The following is a 15,448-nucleotide window of genomic DNA, read 5'->3' on the forward strand; positions in this document are numbered from 1 at the left end:
GAAGGCGATTTCCACGACGTTGCGCGCTACAATCGGACACAGCGTCCGTGACAGGCTCCCGACGGCATGATCGACAAGCTGGAATTCTTCATAGCACTTGCCAGGGAAGAACATTTCGGTCGGGCGGCGGAGGTGTGCGGCGTCACCCAACCGACGCTTTCGGCCGGCATCAAGCAGCTGGAAGGCCAGCTCGGCGTGATGCTGGTGCTGCGCGGCTCGCGCTTCCAGGGATTGACGCCGGAAGGCAAGCAGGTGTTGGTGTGGGCGCGCCGCATCGTCGGCGACAGCAGGACCATGCGCGAGGAGATGCGGGCGGCACGCCACGGCCTGTCGGGGCGCATCCGCATCGCCGCGATCCCGACGGCGCTGGCCATGGTGGCGCGATTGACGACGCCGTTTCGGGCAAAGCATCCCGGCGTCACCTTCTCGGTGCTGTCGCGCACCTCGATCGAGGTGCTGTCGCTGCTCGGCAATTTCGACATCGACGCCGGTATCACCTATCTCGACAACGAACCGCTCGGACGCGTCACCAGCGTGCCGCTCTACGACGAGCGCTACCAACTGATCACCGCCGTCGGGAACCCCTATTTCGACCGCGACAAAGTGACATGGGCGGAACTCAGTCAGCTGCCGCTCTGCCTGCTGACGCCCGACATGCAGAACCGCCGCATCATCGACCAGCATCTGGCCGAAGCCGGCGTGCAGGTGCGGCCGACATTGGAATCCAACTCGATGATCGTGCTGTTTTCGCATATCCGCACCGGCAAATGGTCGTCCATCATGCCGCTTAACCTTGCGGAAACGTTCGGCTTTTCCGAGCCGATCCGGGCTATCCCGATCGTCGAGCCGGATGCCAGCCACACCGTCGGGCTGGTGGCGGCACCGCGCGAACCGCACACGCCACTGGTCTCGGCGCTGTTGGACGAGGCAATGGCGCTGGCGGACGATTTCCGCGCCCGCCGCTAGGCTAGACAAGGCTGGTGACCGCGAACGATAGAAAATTTCTATCGAGCAACGGATCGGCTTTATTGATTTAGCGGGTTTCCTCTGATTTCCTAAGCACTTAGCGGAAGACCGCCACGACCAGGGAGGGCGCTGCATGACGATGCAGCCTGCAAGTACCGAGATCGCATCGCGCACCGCGGCGATCATCCACGAGCTGAAAGGCCTCGAAGGCCCGCTGCTGCCGATCCTGCACGGCATCCAGGAAGAGTTCGGTTATGTGCCGCAGGACGCGCTGCCGGTCATCGCCGAGGCGCTGAACATTTCCAGGGCCGAGGTGCACGGCGTCGTGACCTTCTATCACGATTATCGCAGCCAGCCGGCTGGCCGCCATGTGCTGAAGCTCTGCCAGGCGGAAGCCTGCCAGTCGATGGGCTCGGATGCGATTGCCGCCAAGCTCAAATCATTGCTGGGCATCGGTTTCCACGAGACAACCCGCGACGGTTCGGTGACACTGGAGCCGGTCTATTGCCTCGGCCTTTGCGCCTGCTCGCCGTCGGCAATGCTGGATGACGAGGTGATCGGGCGGCTCGACGACGAAAAGCTCAACGAGATCGTTGCCGAGGTGCGCTCATGATCCCGCGTATCTATATTCCCGGCGATTCCGGCGCGCTGGCGCTCGGTGCGGAAAAGGTCGCCAAGGCGGTTCGTGCGGAATTGGCCGAGCGCGGCATCGAGGCCAAGATCGTGCGCAACGGCTCGCGCGGCGCCTATTTCCTCGAGCCGATGGTCGAAGTGGCAACAGCTAATGGCCGCGTCGCCTATGGGCCGGTGAAGCCCTCCGACGTCAAAAGCCTGTTCGACTGCGGCTTCCTCACCGGCGGCCACCACAAGCGCTGGCTGGGCGCACCGGACAAGATCCCGTTCCTTGCCAGGCAGACGCGGCTGACCTTTGCGCGCTGCGGCGTCACCGATCCGCTGTCGCTCGATCACTACAAGGCGCATGGCGGGCTGAAGGGCCTGCAGAATGCAGTGGCGATGACGCCGGCCGAGGTCGTCAAGCAGGTGACCGAGTCCGGGCTGCGCGGTCGCGGCGGCGCCGGCTTCCCGACCGGCATCAAATGGAAAACTGTGCTCGATACGTCGGCCGACCGCAAATACATCGTCTGCAATGCCGATGAAGGCGATTCCGGCACGTTCGCCGACCGCATGATCATGGAAGGCGACCCCTTCGTGCTGATCGAAGGCATGGCGATCGCCGGCATCGCCACCGGCGCGACCAAGGGCTTTATCTATATCCGCTCCGAATATCCGCACGCGGTGGCGGTGATGCAGAAGGCCGTCGAGATCGCCCGCAAGGCCGGCGTGCTCGGCGTCAATGTGCTCGGCTCGGCCAATTCATTCGACATGGAAGTGCGCGTCGGCGCCGGCGCCTATGTTTGCGGCGAGGAAACCGCCCTGCTCGACAGCCTCGAAGGCAAGCGCGGACAGGTGCGGGCCAAGCCGCCGCTGCCGGCGCACAAGGGCCTGTTCGGCAAGCCGACAGTGATCAACAACGTCATCTCGCTGGCCTCGGTGCCGGTGATCATGGACAAGGGCGCTGCCTTCTACAAGGATTTCGGCATGGGCCGTTCGCGCGGCACCATCCCGATCCAGATTGCCGGCAACGTCAAGTATCCCGGTCTCTACGAGGCCGCGTTCGGCATGACGCTGGGTGAGATCGTCGACGATATCGGCGGCGGCACGGCGACCGGGCGTCCGGTCAAGGCGGTACAGGTCGGCGGTCCGCTCGGCGCCTATTTCCCGCGCGCCCTGTTCGACACGCCGTTCGACTACGAAGCGTTTGCGGCCAAGGACGGGCTGATCGGCCATGCCGGCATCGTCGTTTTCGACGACAGCGCCGACATGCTGAAGCAGGCACGCTTCGCCATGGAATTCTGCGCCATCGAGAGCTGCGGCAAGTGCACGCCGTGCCGCATCGGCTCGACGCGCGGTGTCGAGGTGCTGGACCGGCTCTCCCAGAACGTCGAACCGGAAAAGCAGATCGCGCTGGTCACCGACCTTTGCAACACGATGAAGTTCGGCTCGCTTTGCGCTCTCGGCGGCTTCACCCCATATCCAGTGATGAGTGCACTCAACCATTTCCCGGACGACTTTCGGCCGACGCCGGTCGCCGAAGCAGCGGAATAGGAGCGGACAGGTATGAACGCGGCATTCGACATCAAATCGCTGGTCCAGGAAATCGACTACGGCACACCCGCCTCTGAAGCAGAACAAAAGGTAACGCTGACGGTCGACGGCAAGTCGGTGACGGTGCCGGCGGGGACCTCGATCATGCGCGCTTCGATGGAAGCGGGCGTCGAAATCCCGAAACTCTGCGCCACCGACATGCTGGACTCGTTCGGCTCCTGCCGGGTCTGCCTCGTCGAGATCGACGGGCGCGGCGGCACGCCGGCCTCGTGTACGACGCCGGTCGGCGAAGGCATGGTCGTGCATACGCAGAGCGACCGGCTAGACGCCATTCGCCGCGGCGTGATGGAACTCTACGTCTCCGACCATCCTGCGGCGTGGGGCGAGAAGGCCGGCACTGGCGCCAGCGAGTTCGACAAGGTCGTCAGGACGGTCGGCCTGACCGAGAACCGCTATGGCGTGGACGGCCGCAACCACGTCAAGCAGGAAAACGGCGTGGCGCCCGGCCATGGCTCGCTGACCATCGATTACATCGCCCGCGATGAATCGAACCCGTATTTCACCTACGATCCGACGCAGTGCATCGTCTGCTCGCGCTGCGTGCGCGCCTGTGAGGAGGTGCAGGGCACGTTCGCGCTGACCATCGAGGGCCGCGGCTTCGAATCCAGGGTCTCGGCCGGCATGCACGAGGCGTTCGTCGATTCCGAATGCGTGTCGTGCGGGGCCTGCGTGCAGGCCTGCCCGACCGATGCGCTGAGGGAAAAGACCGTGCTGGCGAAGGGCCTGCCCGAGCGCTCGACCGTCACCACCTGCGCCTATTGCGGCGTCGGCTGTTCGTTCAAGGCCGAGGTCAAGGGCGACGAGGTCATCCGCATGATGCCCTACAAGGCAGGCAAGGCCAACCACGGCCACTCCTGCGTCAAGGGCCGCTTCGCCTATGGCTACGCGACGCACAAGGACCGTATCCTGAAACCAATGATCCGCGAGAAGGTCAGCGATCCGTGGCGCGAAGTGTCGTGGGAAGAGGCGCTCACCCATACGGCGAATGAATTCCGCCGCATCCAGTACCAGTACGGCCGCACCTCGATCGGCGGCATCACCTCCTCGCGCTGCACCAACGAGGAGACCTACCTCGTCCAGAAGCTTGTCCGGCAGGGCTTCCGCAACAACAATGTCGATACCTGCGCCCGTGTCTGCCATTCGCCGACCGGCTATGGTCTCGGCCAGACCTTCGGCACCTCCGCCGGCACGCAGGACTTCGATTCGATCGAGCAGACGGACGTGATCCTGCTGATCGGCGCCAATCCGACCGATGCGCATCCGGTGTTCGCCTCGCGCATGAAGAAGCGCATGCGCGAGGGCGCCAAGCTGATCGTGCTCGATCCGCGCCGCACCGACATCGTGCGCTCGGCCCACGTCGAGGCGCAGTTCCATCTGCCGCTGAAGCCGGGCACCAACGTCGCCATGCTGACCGCACTTGCCCATGTCATCGTCACCGAGGGCCTGTTCGACGAGGCCTTCATCCGCGAGCGCTGCGACTGGGACGAGTTCCAGGACTGGGCATCGTTCGTGGCGCTGCCGGAAAATAGCCCGGAAGTGGTCGGCCAGCTTGCAAATGTCGATCCCGACGACATACGCGGCGCGGCGCGGCTCTACGCCCGCGGCGGTAACGGCGCGATCTATTACGGCCTCGGCGTGACCGAGCACAGCCAGGGCTCGACCACCGTCATCGCCATTGCCAACCTCGCCATGGCGACCGGCAATATCGGCCGGCCGGGCGTCGGCGTGAACCCGCTGCGCGGCCAGAACAATGTGCAGGGCTCCTGCGACATGGGCTCGTTCCCGCACGAGCTTCCCGGCTATCGCCACATTTCAGGCGACGCGGTGCGCGCCATCTATGAGAGCCTGTGGGGCGTCAAGCTCGACGACGAGCCCGGCCTGCGCATCCCCAATATGCTGGATGCGGCCGTCGACGGCTCGTTCAAGGGGCTCTATGTGCAGGGCGAGGACATCCTGCAGTCGGACCCCGACACCAAGCATGTCGCCGCCGGTCTCGCCGCGATGGAATGCGTCGTCGTGCACGACCTCTTCCTCAACGAGACGGCCAACTACGCGCATGTGTTCCTGCCCGGCTCGACGTTCCTCGAGAAGGACGGCACCTTCACCAATGCCGAGCGCCGCATCAACATGGTGCGCAAGGTGATGGAGCCGAAATGCGGCTATGCCGACTGGGAAACGACGCAGGAGCTCGCCAAGGCGCTCGGCCTCGGCTGGAACTACACGCATCCGTCCCAGATCATGGACGAGATCGCCAAGACAACACCAAGTTTCGCCGGCGTTTCCTTCGACCTTCTCGACCGGGTGGGCTCGGTGCAGTGGCCCTGCAACGAGAAGTCGCCGGAAGGCACGCCGATCATGCATATCGGCGGCTTCGTGCGCGGCAAGGGCAAGTTCATCCGCACCGAATACGTCGCGACCGACGAAAGGACCGGACCGCGCTTCCCGCTGCTGCTGACCACCGGCCGCATCCTGTCGCAATACAATGTCGGCGCGCAGACCCGGCGCACCGACAATGTGGTCTGGCATAGCGAGGACCGGCTGGAGATCCATCCGCACGATGCCGAAAATCGCGGCCTGCGCGACGGCGACTGGGTGCGGCTGACCAGCCGCTCCGGCGAGACGACGCTGCGCGCGCTGATCACCGAGCGGGTGTCGCCGGGCGTCGTCTATACGACCTTCCACCATCCCGACACCCAGGCTAACGTCATCACCACCGACTTCTCCGACTGGGCGACCAACTGCCCGGAATACAAGGTGACCGCGGTGCAGGTGGGTGCATCCAACGGCCCGTCGGAATGGCAGCGCGACTATGACGAGCAGGCAAAGCAAAGCCGCCGCATCGCCCCGCTGCAAGCAGCGGAGTAGCGGTTTTGGTTTCGTGCCGGAGTACCCCCCTCTGGCCTGCCGGCCATCTCCCCCTCAGGGGGGGAGATTGGATGTCATCGCGACTTTCGCCAATCACCAAAGTCGAAAGGTGCGCCGCGACGCCTGAACTGCCGATCTCCCCCCTTGAGGGGGAGATGCCAAATGATGACAAAGAGGGCAGGCCAGAGGGGGGTGCCGCGTGATGCCCAAACGTCGTGCTGTCACACAGATCAGCCGCCTCGCGCGCCGCGCCGGCGGCACTGCGGCCGCCAACCGCATGGTGCCGGAAGAGACGCCGGTGGCGTTCTCCTTTGCCGGCACCACGCATGCGGTGATGATGGCAAGCCCGGCTGATTTCGAGGATTTCGCGCTCGGCTTCTCGCTGACCGAAGGCATCATTGCCTCGCCGGACGAAATCGAAGCGATCGAGGTCGAGGATCACGGCGCCGGCATCGATATCCAGATCCGGCTGAAGGACCAGGCCAACACCCGCTTCGAAGCGCGGCGGCGCAGGCTGGCTGGGCCGGTCGGCTGCGGGCTGTGCGGCATCGAATCGATCGAGGAGGCGATGCGCTCGGTAAACCCGGTCGGTGCGTCGCAACTTACACTTCAGGCCAATGACATCGTCCGCTCGGTCAAGCTTTTGTCGAAGCTGCAGCCGCTGCACGCCGAGACCGGTGCCGTCCACGCCGCCGGTTTTTACCTCCCCGGCAAGGGCATCGTCATGGCGCGTGAGGATGTCGGCCGCCACAACGCGCTGGACAAGCTGGCTGGCGCGCTGGCCAAAGCCGGTATCGACGGCAGGTCGGGGGCCGTCGTCGTCACGTCGCGCGTTTCGGTCGAGATGGTGCAGAAGACCGCGGCGATCGGCTCGGCCGTCATCATTGCCGTCTCGGCGCCGACCGCACTTGCCATCCGCACCGCGGACGATGCCGGCATGACGCTGGTGGCGCTGGTGCGCGGCGACGATTTCGATATTTTTACCCATCCTGACCGAGTGGTTTCCGGAGTTGCCAAGCATGTCGCATGACGAGGGCCACCTCATGAGCACCAGCGAAAAGCTGGTTCGCATGGCCAACCAGATCGCCGCCTTTTTCCACTCAAAGCCGCGCGAGCAAGGCATTGCCGGCGTCGCCGAGCACATCAACAAGTTCTGGGAGCCGAGGATGCGCCGGCAATTGTTCGAGATGCTGGACAGCGGCGGCGAAGGGTTCAACGAGCTTGTCGTCGCGGCCGCGCCACACATCAAGCGGCCTGGCGCGCCGGAGGGCGCAGGTTTCAGCGCTGGCGGAGCGAACACCGAGACGACCGCCGCGTCACAGAAGTAGGCGCCGCGGGCCCACATTCACGCTCTCTAAAGTTTCATCTGCCGCAAGCTGCGCGCCTCTGCTATGATCGGCGACAAGAATTCGTCGGGTCGGGCGGACAAACCTCGTGAGGCCGATCGAAACTCGATACGCGCTCAGTGGCGACGTGCGGATCGCCTATCAGGTGGTCGGCCAGGGATCGCTCGATCTCGTCTTCGTGCCGGGTTTCATTTCCAATCTCGACCTGCACTGGGAAGACGAGGGCTACACCCGGCTGTTGAAGCGGCTTTCCGCGTTCTCACGGCTGATCCTGTTCGACAAGCGCGGCACCGGTCTGTCCGATCGCGTCGATGCCCACCATCTGCCCAGCCTCGAAACCCGCATGGACGATGTGCGCGCGGTGATGGATGCGACCGGCAGCGGCCGCGCCGCCTTGCTCGGCGCTTCGGAAGGCGCGCCGTTCGCCGCCACCTACCCGGAGCGGACGCGGGCGCTGGCGCTTTATGGCGGCTATTCGCATTTCCACAAATGGGTGATGCCGCCGGAACGCCTGGAGGCGTTCATCGCGACGGCGGAGACCGCATGGGGCACCGGCGCCACCCTGCCGCATTTCGCACCCGGCCGCGTCGACGATCCGCGTTTCGCCACATGGTGGGCGCGCTTCGAGCGGCTGTCGGCGAGCCCGACCGCGGCAATCGCCCTGGCCCGCATGAATGCAGCTATCGACGTGCGCGGCGTGCTGGCGGCGATCAGCGCACCGACGCTGCTGGTCCATCGCCGCAACGATGCGCGCGTCGACCCGGAGGCCAGCCGCTTCCTGGCAAGGAAGATCCCGAATTCGCGGCTGGTCGAGGTGCCCGGGCGCGATCACCCGATCTGGACCGGCGATGTCGACCGGGTGGCCGATCTGATCGAGGAGTTCCTGACCGGAGCGCGCGCCGTTGCCGAGGCCGAGCGCGTGCTGGCTGCACTGCTGGTCACCCGGATCTACGACACGGCGCGGCTTGGCGACCGCATGTGGAGCGAGCGCAGCCAGCGTTTTCAGGAAACATGGCGGCTGCTGGTCGGGCGCCATGGCGGCCGCCCGGCCGGCACGAATGGCGAGCTGATGATGGCGCGCTTCGACGGCCCGGCGCGGGCCGTACGCTGTGCGGCGGCGCTGCGCGATGCGGCGCAGGAGATCGGCGTCGCCAGCGCGCAGGGCGTGCATGTCGGCGAGGTCGAGTTGCGTGGGCCGCCGACGGGGTTGACGGCGCGCGTGACGATGCAGCTTGCCGCGCATGCCGGGCGCGGCGACATCCTCGCTTCGCGGCTGGTCGCCGACCTCGCCGCCGGTTCAGGCCTTCATTTCAATGACGCCGGGCGCATCGCGCTTGACGAGCTGGATGAGCCGCTGGCGCTGGTGCAGGCGACCTCGGAACAGCATCTGGAGCCGGCCTGCCGGCCGAAGGCCAAGGCTGCCGAGCCGGCCGCACTGACGGCACGCGAAAGCGAGGTGGTGAACCTCATCGCCGATGGCAAGAGCAATGCCGCGATCGCCGCCGAACTCGGGCTGAGCGAACACACCGTCAAGCGCCACGTAGCCAATATTCTGCTCAAGCTGGACCTGCCGTCGCGGGCGGCGGCGGCGGCGTTCTCGGCCCGGCACGCTGGCCCGCACGGGCCATAGGAGCCATGGCGCTTTCGGGCGAAGCGGCCGGGCATGCGTAAGCGCTATCACTTCGTCCCATGCAGGCCAGGCGGATGTCGCCGGGAAAGGCGCTGCGAAGGGAGGAATAAAATGCTGAAGTCGACACTCAAATCACTGGTGCTGGCGGCAGGCGTTGGCGCGCTGTTGGCGATCGTTCCTGCCAAGGCCGAAGACGCCTCGGCGACGGCTGCCTACAAGGACATCCAGGCAACGCTCGGCTCGGTACCGGACATGTTCAAGACGCTGCCGGACGTCGCCGTTGCCGGCGCCTGGGCCGAGATCAAGGGCGTGCAGCTCAACCCAAACACCGCGCTCGACGGCAAGACCAAGGAATTGATGGGCCTCGCCGTCGCCTCGCAGATCCCCTGCCAGTACTGCATCTATTTCCACACGCAGGCGGCCAAGCTCAATGGCGCCAGCGACGAGGAGATCAAGGAGGCGGTGGCGATGGCGGCGATCGTGCGCCACTGGTCGACGATGCTCAACGGCAGCCAGGTCGATCTCGCCACTTTCAAGAAGCAGTCCGACGAGGTGTTCGCGGCCGTCAAGGCGAAGTCGCAGTGAAGAAGCCACTGCCCGGCGGCGAGCGCCGGGCAGTGCCTGATCAAGCAACCACCCGATCCGAGAAGACGGGCCTATGGAGGAAAAATTGCCGACCAAGACACAGACGATAGACGGCGCTGCGATCAAGAAGGCGATTGAGGGCCGTGATGGAAAATTGCTGGCGAGCTTCTATGCCGACGACGCATTGGTGCGGGTGATCGACCGCAACAACCCGCCGAGCAAGCCGCGCGAAATCCGCGGGCGCGCTGCGATCACCACGTTCTGGGACGACATCTGCAGCCGGGCGATGACCCACAAGGTCGACACCACCATCGCCGACGGCAACAATCTCGCCTTCACCCAGGCCTGCGCCTATCCGGACGGGACCAAGGTGTTCTGCGCGGCGATGCTGGAGCTGAAGAACGGCCTGATCGTGCGGCAGACCGTCGTGCAGGCATGGGACGAGTGAGGCGGCGGCGATGTTCAGTGCCAGGTGGCAGATCGACGCCAAGTTCGGCCACAAGCAGACCGTGCTCGAACTATTAAAGAATGAGAACGCGAGATCGGCTCGCAGGTCGGCCTCGACGACCTCAAGTTCCAGATCATGACCGAATCGAACGGCGCGCGGGAAGCGACGGTCGGGTCACATCACCAGGTCGAAAGCCTCGCCCAATTGGAGGCGTTCTTCGCCAGGATCGCCAAGATCGACGCGCACGCCAAATGGGGCAAGGAGATGGAGCCCTATGTCGTGTCGGGCACCAGCCTGTGGAACATCTACCGCATCGTGGAATAGCAGTCCGGCTTACTCCCTTCTCCCCGTCACTTACGGGGAGAAGGTGGCGGCAGCCGGATGAGGGGCAGCGCGACGTCTATAATTACGGAGAGCGCAAACCTCTATTCGCTCTCGCCGTCCAGCGCGGGCACCGACACGCCGGCAAGCTCCGCCGCCAGCAGCCGCGACGCACCGGCGCGTGCGATCCTCAGCATCAGCGCCTTGCGCGTTGCCGCCGCCATGCGGTGCTCGGGCGCATCGCGCAAAATCTCGGCGCCGTAACCGTCGGAGAGAATGAAGCCGCACTCCTGCGGAAAAATTTCCTGGGGTACGCCGGGATGGGTGGCGAAGAAGAACCGGTCGGAATGCAGCCGGTAGTCCGGCCATTTGCGGTCGACCCTGAAATCCTCGATCGAGGATTTGATCTCGATGATCCAGATGTCGCCCTGGCGGGTCAGCGCGACGAGATCGGCGCGCCGGCCGGTGGCCAGCGACAGTTCGGGCAAGACATGCGCGCCCATATCCCTGAGCAGCCGCTGCACGCCACGCCTGACCAGCATGGCACGCTCCGACTGGCGGCCGTCGATGAGCGGATTGAGGAGTAGAGGTGAGATGATCGGCATGAAGGATACCATGGCAGATTTTGTTCACGGTTTGAACCGGTTTTTGCGGGGCGATTATGTACTTTACAAACAGGGAGGTCTGAAGACGCGGGTAGCCCCCTCTTCGGGGTCGATCACCAACACAACGTTTTCTGGGTTTTGCCAAGGCAGCGACATCACGTAGGCCGCAAAGTCGTCTTCGGAGAAATGGTTGAAGCCGCCGCCAGCTACAAACATTTGCGGATGCTTGCTGCCGCCAAAGCTAGCCTCGACGCTGTTAAGTTGTTGGAAGGGGCCGGCGCGCTCCGCTAGCCACTCCTGTATGCGCTCGAAAAGAACGGGCTGACCGTTCGGGCTCGAACAATCTTCAGCAATAGATGTACAAAGCACCACACCGCTGACGACGCTCATCGTGCCTTCTTGCCCTTCGGCTTTTGCTTGTGGTCAGCCGGGGTACGCGCCAGCTTGCCCATTAGGGCATCGGCATCGGATTTCCCTTCGTCCGCTTCAATCTCGCGCGCCTTCTCTATGAACGCGCGCGACTGTGTTGCGTCATCCCGCTTTGCGGACTTGTGCTTCGCGGTCATTGGGCGCCCTCAAATATATCGTGCTGCGGCTTAGGTGGCTTAGGCGTTGGTTTTGGAGGGCAGATTTTCAGCGGCTTGCCATCAGCGCGGTTCACCTTACCGTCCAGCTTGAGCAAATCGGCGCCATCGAACGTGTGCATCTCATCGACGTTCAAGGCCAGCGCCGTTGCCAAATGGATGCCATCGGAGGGCTTCTTGCATTCGGTGTGATGTCTCATAAGCCTTCGACAGGCGACACCAATCTTTTCGTCAACGACGACCGCGCGAATCCATCTTTGCCGCAGCAACAATTCGATTTGCTTATCGCCATCCTCAGAAAGCGGCTTGCCGGCGTCCTCGCACTTCGCCTTGAAGACCTCCGCAAAGGTGAAGAATGACGTGTAGATCAGTACGTCGCCGGCTTCGGCTTCCTTCCACACTGCGGCACAATTATTCAGCTTGCCCGGCTCCTGGTTTATGAGGCCGAGAAACGTACAGGAATCCCAATACACTCTTTTAGCCAAGCCGCCCTTCGTGCAATTGCTCTAAATATTCGTGAGGGTCCATCCCCGCCGTAAAATCAGGATCAAGTATCGCTTCCAAATTCACAAGAGGGGCAAACTCAATTTCCCGCACTTCGACCGCGTCTATGGTCTGCAATTTTCCGCCGGCGATGTAGTTGAGCCGCCCATGTACCCCAAGGGTTTTTCCCTTCCAAATATCGCTCATGGAATGCTCGTCACCGAACCTTTCGATTAGGTCTCTGGAAAGAGTGCACCAGATGAAGCCATACATTTCGTTTTTGATCTGGATAGCCTCTCTATTGCGATAGCGACCAGCCGCAAGCATCACGCCTTCAATCTCGCCGAACGACTGTCGCGGCACTAGATCTTGCTCGAAATCCATCACGTTGAAAGCATCAAGCGTGTTGATACCGGCTTTCGCCTGATCGGGCGTGATCGAGATCACGTCACCGTCTTCAAAATCAATATAAGTCTCACCGATGCCGTTTAGATTTCTGGCGAAGATGCCTTTGGCAACAGCGAAGGTATCGTGCGTCATCCATTCCGGAGGAGTGCCGCGCGTCATGAGGCTCCGAAGACCTTGCGAGACTTCGGCTTTGACGCGCTTAGCCATGGCCGACACATTGACCGAAGGATTGGACGCTTGCGCAACGGCAACGACAGTAAACGGGCTATTGGTGCTGGCTTTCTCCAGCCTCCACTCAAAACGCGAGTGCGGGTCGCCCATCGACTGCTGAGCGGCCTCAAATAGCTTCATGTGGTCGAGAACCTGCTGCATGGCGTCGGTGACGCTCAGCAACTTTTCGTCGGAGACGGTGGGGTGCACCGTTATGACGACACGGTCCATTTTCTCGCCTATTCCGCCCCGACGCCCGATGAGTCCCGGTACTTCAGTCGTTTTCCAACGATGCCAGCCATAGCCCTTACCGTCCGGTTGTTGTCATCGACGCCAAGCGCGATGCGGTTGCTGTAGCGAAAGTCGAATTCAGCAAGATAGCGGTGCAAGTGCTGCTCACCGCAATGCTGATAGATGCCCTTCATGCCACGCTTGAAGATCGAATAGTAGCCTTCCACGGTATTCGTATGCACGTCACCGCGAACATACTCGTCTTTGGAGTGCGTGACAAAATCGTGAGAGGCGAAATCCTGACCGGCGCGGCGATAGATGCCGGACTCGTCAGTCATGAGCGCGCTTTCCCGCGCGATGTTGGCGCGAACGATCGGCATGACATTGCCCATGCGAGCGGTATCGACATGGAAGGAACGAGCGCGACCGCCACGTTCGACCAGCGTAACGACAGAATTCTTGTGAGCGCCGCCGCCACGCTTCACCGGAGCGCCTTTCAGGCGGCCGATGTAGGTTTCGTCAACTTCGACCTGTTTGCCATCGCCGCCCATTGGGGACAGCACCCCGTCACGCATAGCCTCACGCAAGCGATGGAACATGAACCACGCGGTCTTGTACTGGACCTGCAAAGTCCGATGCAGTTGGTGAGCGCTGATACCCTTCTTGCTGGACGCAAGAAGGTGCGCCGCTTGCCACCACTTGTGCAGCGGCACATGGCTTGATTCGAACACCGTTCCGACCTTCACGGTGAATTGCTTCTTGCACTCCAAGCAGCGGCGAAGGCCGGTGCGAGCGGTTGGGCCAGAGACTCGGGTAATGCGCGCCTGTTCGCAGTTGCCGCACTTCGGGCAAATCGGACCTTCGGGCCAAACAATCGCTTCCAGCCGCTCAAAAGCAGCTTCTTCGTTGTGGAAATGTGGCTCGGAAAGGACGCTCATAACCCGGATTCCTACTGTGGATTCAAGGTATCAGGCATCGCCGTGTTTGTAAAGTACATAATCGCCTTTTGCGGGCGATTATCTGGTTGACAAACCCAACGTGAAATAGGAATATAGTCCTCGACGGGCAGGCATTCGGATCAGATTGAAACGTCTTGCGATGGAAGACCTAATATCTCCCCAAAGCCACTCGTCTGTCGTTCCGTTTCAACCCAAATGTTGAGAAAACCCGACCACTCCACATGACGTTGGGTTAGGGTCAAGCGATGTCCCTCAAACTCGTGCCCCTCGGTTACCACGATCCCGGTCCAGGCCCGTGGCTGAGAGCTTTCAAGCTTTGAGCTCTCAACCTTCATCGAGAAAGGGGCAGGCACTTCAAAACGGTGCTTGCCCGCGATGACCCATCCATGGCCATAAATGGGCTTCACTTCTATGACCGACGTATCCATGTCCACTTACCTATCGCGTGCGATTATCTGGCTGACAAACTGAATCCCATGCTTCGGGGAAATGGCCGCGCCTGGTGGTGCATCATTGTGGGAGGGCTTGGGGCCGCAGCCTTATGTGCGATAGTTGGCGCCGGCATTTTCAACGCCATGACACAACCCTAGGTCACGCTGTAACACCGCCTGCCGATCTGGTGTTGGGTCATATTGATTTGTAGGTCCCGCTCAATGAGTGCTTCCGGCGCCATCCTCCCATCATTGACCGTCATTTCCCGCCCGCAAGTTCAAAGCTTGCTGATTCATATCAGAATGCTCCTGTCCCGTCGCCGGGCCGCACCAGATATGGCAACTTAGATTTGCCATTGTCATCGACCCGGCCCTCAGCTAACCGGCATCATGCCCTCCAGAGCAATAATTCTCGTCTTTGCGCAGCGTTCGCGGATGGCTTTGAGACGGCCGTATTCTGGAGAGTCGTACCATGCCAGGAGGGACGCCATGTCCGGGAATTCGACAATGACGAGGCGATGAGGTTCCCAATCGCCCTCCAGAACCTTGGTGGCTCCGCCGCGAGCGATGTACCTCCCCCCGTAGCGGGCTTCGGTTGCCGGCACGTCCCGGCGGTATTCCTCGAAAACGGCGGCGTCGGTTATGTCTACATCAGCAATGAGATATGCGGCCATTGACCTTACTCCCTGAAAAAACATTGAAACAAGTCTATTAGCGGCCCCGCAACTAAGCCAGCGGTACTACGCCTCGGAAACGACTCGCCTTCTCCCGGATTGCGGCGCTTAACTGTCTTGGTGGGGGCAGCTCTGGGAGGAGACGAACCATGCCGATGTATCTCACGCGATTCAGCTACAGGCCCGAAACCTGGGCGCGCTTGATGGATAATCCCGAGGATAGACGCGAGGCTGCCCGTTCCTACATCGAGTCGGTCGGCGGAAAGCTGCACGGGTTCTGGTATGCCTTCGGAGAGTACGACGGCTGGAACCTATGGGAGGCGCCGGACAACGTGTCGATGGCATCCGTCATGCTCGCCATCGGTGCGGGAGGCGCGCTCAGCTCGTACCAGACCACCGTGCTGTTAAGTGTCGAAGAGACGATGGACGCTCTTGGGAAAGCCAAGTCGATCCGGTATCGCCCACCGGGATCGTGA

Annotated in this window: 19 protein-coding genes; 11 read left to right on the forward strand and 8 right to left on the reverse strand. The window is 62.5% G+C overall.

The features are described from left to right. The first annotated feature begins 66 nt into the window (after window positions 1-66). The 10 genes from NKI18_RS01355 to NKI18_RS01400 all read left to right on the forward strand — a co-directional run bounded on the left by NKI18_RS01355 (window position 67) and on the right by NKI18_RS01400 (window position 10,390). A complete protein-coding gene (locus tag NKI18_RS01355) occupies window positions 67-966 on the forward strand; it encodes a LysR family transcriptional regulator (RefSeq protein WP_023717897.1) in 900 nt (299 codons plus the stop codon). 133 nt (window positions 967-1,099) lie between these two features. Further along, the gene (locus NKI18_RS01360; RefSeq protein ID WP_023676805.1) at window positions 1,100-1,579 is read left to right on the forward strand and encodes a formate dehydrogenase subunit gamma; all 480 of its coding nucleotides are present in this window, start codon (window positions 1,100-1,102) and stop codon (window positions 1,577-1,579) included. Beyond that, window positions 1,576-3,132, forward strand: a complete 1,557-nt coding sequence (locus NKI18_RS01365; RefSeq protein ID WP_023676804.1) for a formate dehydrogenase beta subunit — start codon at window positions 1,576-1,578, stop codon at window positions 3,130-3,132. The genes NKI18_RS01360 and NKI18_RS01365 overlap by 4 nt, the downstream gene beginning before the upstream one ends. Window positions 3,133-3,144: 12 nt before the next feature. Beyond that, on the forward strand, window positions 3,145-6,057 hold the full coding sequence (gene fdhF / locus NKI18_RS01370; protein ID WP_023676803.1) for a formate dehydrogenase subunit alpha: 2,913 nt from the start codon (window positions 3,145-3,147) through the stop codon (window positions 6,055-6,057). A gap of 202 nt (window positions 6,058-6,259) precedes the next feature. After that, window positions 6,260-7,087 (forward strand): formate dehydrogenase accessory sulfurtransferase FdhD, encoded by an 828-nt coding sequence (gene fdhD / locus NKI18_RS01375; RefSeq protein ID WP_502897325.1) that lies wholly within the window; start codon window positions 6,260-6,262, stop codon window positions 7,085-7,087. Continuing rightward, window positions 7,077-7,385, forward strand: a complete 309-nt coding sequence (locus NKI18_RS01380; protein ID WP_352570237.1) for a formate dehydrogenase subunit delta — start codon at window positions 7,077-7,079, stop codon at window positions 7,383-7,385. The genes fdhD and NKI18_RS01380 overlap by 11 nt, the downstream gene beginning before the upstream one ends. A gap of 106 nt (window positions 7,386-7,491) precedes the next feature. Continuing rightward, on the forward strand, window positions 7,492-9,033 hold the full coding sequence (locus NKI18_RS01385; RefSeq protein WP_352614495.1) for an alpha/beta fold hydrolase: 1,542 nt from the start codon (window positions 7,492-7,494) through the stop codon (window positions 9,031-9,033). A gap of 111 nt (window positions 9,034-9,144) precedes the next feature. Beyond that, entirely contained in the window at window positions 9,145-9,618 is a 474-nt protein-coding gene (locus NKI18_RS01390) for a carboxymuconolactone decarboxylase family protein (protein ID WP_352448517.1), read from the forward strand. An 85-nt stretch (window positions 9,619-9,703) separates the two neighbouring features. Continuing rightward, window positions 9,704-10,066, forward strand: a complete 363-nt coding sequence (locus NKI18_RS01395; protein WP_023676394.1) for a nuclear transport factor 2 family protein — start codon at window positions 9,704-9,706, stop codon at window positions 10,064-10,066. Between the two features lie 135 nt (window positions 10,067-10,201). Next, window positions 10,202-10,390 (forward strand): hypothetical protein, encoded by a 189-nt coding sequence (locus tag NKI18_RS01400; protein ID WP_352570235.1) that lies wholly within the window; start codon window positions 10,202-10,204, stop codon window positions 10,388-10,390. 101 nt (window positions 10,391-10,491) lie between these two features. On the opposite strand, the gene NKI18_RS01405 is transcribed toward NKI18_RS01400, so the two are convergent. From NKI18_RS01405 to NKI18_RS01440, 8 genes are all read right to left on the reverse strand, one after another. Continuing rightward, complete coding sequence (locus NKI18_RS01405) at window positions 10,492-10,992, reverse strand: MmcB family DNA repair protein (RefSeq protein WP_352614492.1); 501 nt, start codon at window positions 10,990-10,992, stop codon at window positions 10,492-10,494. 63 nt (window positions 10,993-11,055) lie between these two features. Continuing rightward, a complete protein-coding gene (locus NKI18_RS01410) occupies window positions 11,056-11,382 on the reverse strand; it encodes a hypothetical protein (RefSeq protein ID WP_352614491.1) in 327 nt (108 codons plus the stop codon). Then, entirely contained in the window at window positions 11,379-11,558 is a 180-nt protein-coding gene (locus NKI18_RS01415) for a hypothetical protein (protein WP_352614490.1), read from the reverse strand. The genes NKI18_RS01410 and NKI18_RS01415 overlap by 4 nt, the downstream gene beginning before the upstream one ends. Continuing rightward, entirely contained in the window at window positions 11,555-12,061 is a 507-nt protein-coding gene (locus NKI18_RS01420; protein ID WP_352614489.1) for a type II toxin-antitoxin system VapC family toxin, read from the reverse strand. The genes NKI18_RS01415 and NKI18_RS01420 overlap by 4 nt, the downstream gene beginning before the upstream one ends. Continuing rightward, complete coding sequence (locus tag NKI18_RS01425) at window positions 12,054-12,908, reverse strand: hypothetical protein (protein ID WP_352614488.1); 855 nt, start codon at window positions 12,906-12,908, stop codon at window positions 12,054-12,056. Before NKI18_RS01425 ends, NKI18_RS01420 begins: the two co-directional genes overlap by 8 nt. An 8-nt stretch (window positions 12,909-12,916) precedes the next feature. Continuing rightward, window positions 12,917-13,846, reverse strand: coding sequence for an IS1595 family transposase (locus NKI18_RS01430; protein WP_352614486.1), 930 nt, complete (start codon window positions 13,844-13,846; stop codon window positions 12,917-12,919). 140 nt (window positions 13,847-13,986) lie between these two features. Further along, entirely contained in the window at window positions 13,987-14,295 is a 309-nt protein-coding gene (locus tag NKI18_RS01435; protein WP_352614485.1) for a hypothetical protein, read from the reverse strand. 377 nt (window positions 14,296-14,672) lie between these two features. After that, entirely contained in the window at window positions 14,673-14,972 is a 300-nt protein-coding gene (locus NKI18_RS01440; protein WP_023717905.1) for a DUF1330 domain-containing protein, read from the reverse strand. Between the two features lie 149 nt (window positions 14,973-15,121). Between NKI18_RS01440 and NKI18_RS01445 the strand changes: the two genes are divergently transcribed. Further along, window positions 15,122-15,448, forward strand: a complete 327-nt coding sequence (locus NKI18_RS01445) for a GYD domain-containing protein (protein ID WP_023676390.1) — start codon at window positions 15,122-15,124, stop codon at window positions 15,446-15,448.

Origin of the sequence: Mesorhizobium sp. M0800 (assembly GCF_040320095.1) — a bacterium.
Classification (GTDB): domain Bacteria; phylum Pseudomonadota; class Alphaproteobacteria; order Rhizobiales; family Rhizobiaceae; genus Mesorhizobium.

Excerpts from the sequence above, each read along its gene's own strand:
- NKI18_RS01430 (WP_352614486.1), bottom strand. The coding sequence starts at position 13,846 with ATGAGCGTCCTTTCCGAGCCACATTTCCACAACGAAGAAGCTGCTTTT.
- NKI18_RS01365 (WP_023676804.1), top strand. The coding sequence starts at position 1,576 with ATGATCCCGCGTATCTATATTCCCGGCGATTCCGGCGCGCTGGCGCTC.
- NKI18_RS01390 (WP_352448517.1), top strand. The coding sequence starts at position 9,145 with ATGCTGAAGTCGACACTCAAATCACTGGTGCTGGCGGCAGGCGTTGGC.
- fdhD (WP_502897325.1), top strand. The coding sequence starts at position 6,260 with ATGCCCAAACGTCGTGCTGTCACACAGATCAGCCGCCTCGCGCGCCGC.
- NKI18_RS01400 (WP_352570235.1), top strand. The coding sequence starts at position 10,202 with ATGACCGAATCGAACGGCGCGCGGGAAGCGACGGTCGGGTCACATCAC.
- NKI18_RS01405 (WP_352614492.1), bottom strand. The coding sequence starts at position 10,992 with ATGCCGATCATCTCACCTCTACTCCTCAATCCGCTCATCGACGGCCGC.
- NKI18_RS01445 (WP_023676390.1), top strand. The coding sequence starts at position 15,122 with ATGCCGATGTATCTCACGCGATTCAGCTACAGGCCCGAAACCTGGGCG.
- NKI18_RS01425 (WP_352614488.1), bottom strand. The coding sequence starts at position 12,908 with ATGGACCGTGTCGTCATAACGGTGCACCCCACCGTCTCCGACGAAAAG.
- NKI18_RS01360 (WP_023676805.1), top strand. The coding sequence starts at position 1,100 with ATGACGATGCAGCCTGCAAGTACCGAGATCGCATCGCGCACCGCGGCG.
- NKI18_RS01355 (WP_023717897.1), top strand. The coding sequence starts at position 67 with ATGATCGACAAGCTGGAATTCTTCATAGCACTTGCCAGGGAAGAACAT.
- NKI18_RS01415 (WP_352614490.1), bottom strand. The coding sequence starts at position 11,558 with ATGACCGCGAAGCACAAGTCCGCAAAGCGGGATGACGCAACACAGTCG.
- NKI18_RS01435 (WP_352614485.1), bottom strand. The coding sequence starts at position 14,295 with ATGGATACGTCGGTCATAGAAGTGAAGCCCATTTATGGCCATGGATGG.
- NKI18_RS01440 (WP_023717905.1), bottom strand. The coding sequence starts at position 14,972 with ATGGCCGCATATCTCATTGCTGATGTAGACATAACCGACGCCGCCGTT.
- NKI18_RS01380 (WP_352570237.1), top strand. The coding sequence starts at position 7,077 with ATGTCGCATGACGAGGGCCACCTCATGAGCACCAGCGAAAAGCTGGTT.
- fdhF (WP_023676803.1), top strand. The coding sequence starts at position 3,145 with ATGAACGCGGCATTCGACATCAAATCGCTGGTCCAGGAAATCGACTAC.
- NKI18_RS01410 (WP_352614491.1), bottom strand. The coding sequence starts at position 11,382 with ATGAGCGTCGTCAGCGGTGTGGTGCTTTGTACATCTATTGCTGAAGAT.